Source organism: Methylobacterium platani (genome assembly GCF_001653715.1).
In the GTDB taxonomy this organism is placed as follows: domain Bacteria; phylum Pseudomonadota; class Alphaproteobacteria; order Rhizobiales; family Beijerinckiaceae; genus Methylobacterium; species Methylobacterium platani.
In genome coordinates this window covers 199-610 of record NZ_LWHQ01000124.1, presented here as the reverse complement: position 1 = coordinate 610, position 412 = coordinate 199, and the positions used below count along the sequence as shown (strand labels likewise).

1 protein-coding gene is annotated in these 412 nt (G+C 69.2%); it reads left to right on the top strand.

The window, feature by feature from the left end; translation table 11 throughout:
* Positions 1 to 228: 228 nt before the first annotated feature.
* Positions 229 to 412: hypothetical protein (locus A5481_RS31710; RefSeq protein ID WP_156655689.1), on the top strand; the 184-nt coding region annotated here is incomplete at its 3' end.

The window sequence follows — 412 nt, the reverse complement described above, 5'->3', positions numbered from 1 at the left end:
CCGCCTCGATCATCGCGGCGATCCAGGCTGCCTGCTCGATGCGGGCGGCCTCGCCGGTCTCCTCGTCGCGCTCCGGGGGCTGCTGCATCGCCGTTCTCCTCGCTCGAATAAGAACAAAATAGGAACATGTGCGAGGAACGGCAAGGCGCCGGTCGTGTGGAAAGGTGTGGAGCTTGGCGGGAAACCCGCGCGTTGCCGCCTCACGACCCCTCGGAGAAGGACAACCCCATGCGCTCGACCCTGCTCGCCCTCGCCGCCACCGTCGCGATGACCGGCGCCGCCCTGGCCCAGACCGGCATGCCCGGCTCGGCCGAGAACAACATGAACAATCCCGGCAGCGTGAAGAGCAACGCCGAGAAGGGCATGCCGGAGCGCGACCTGACCACCGGCACGGTGACGCCGGCCGCGCCCG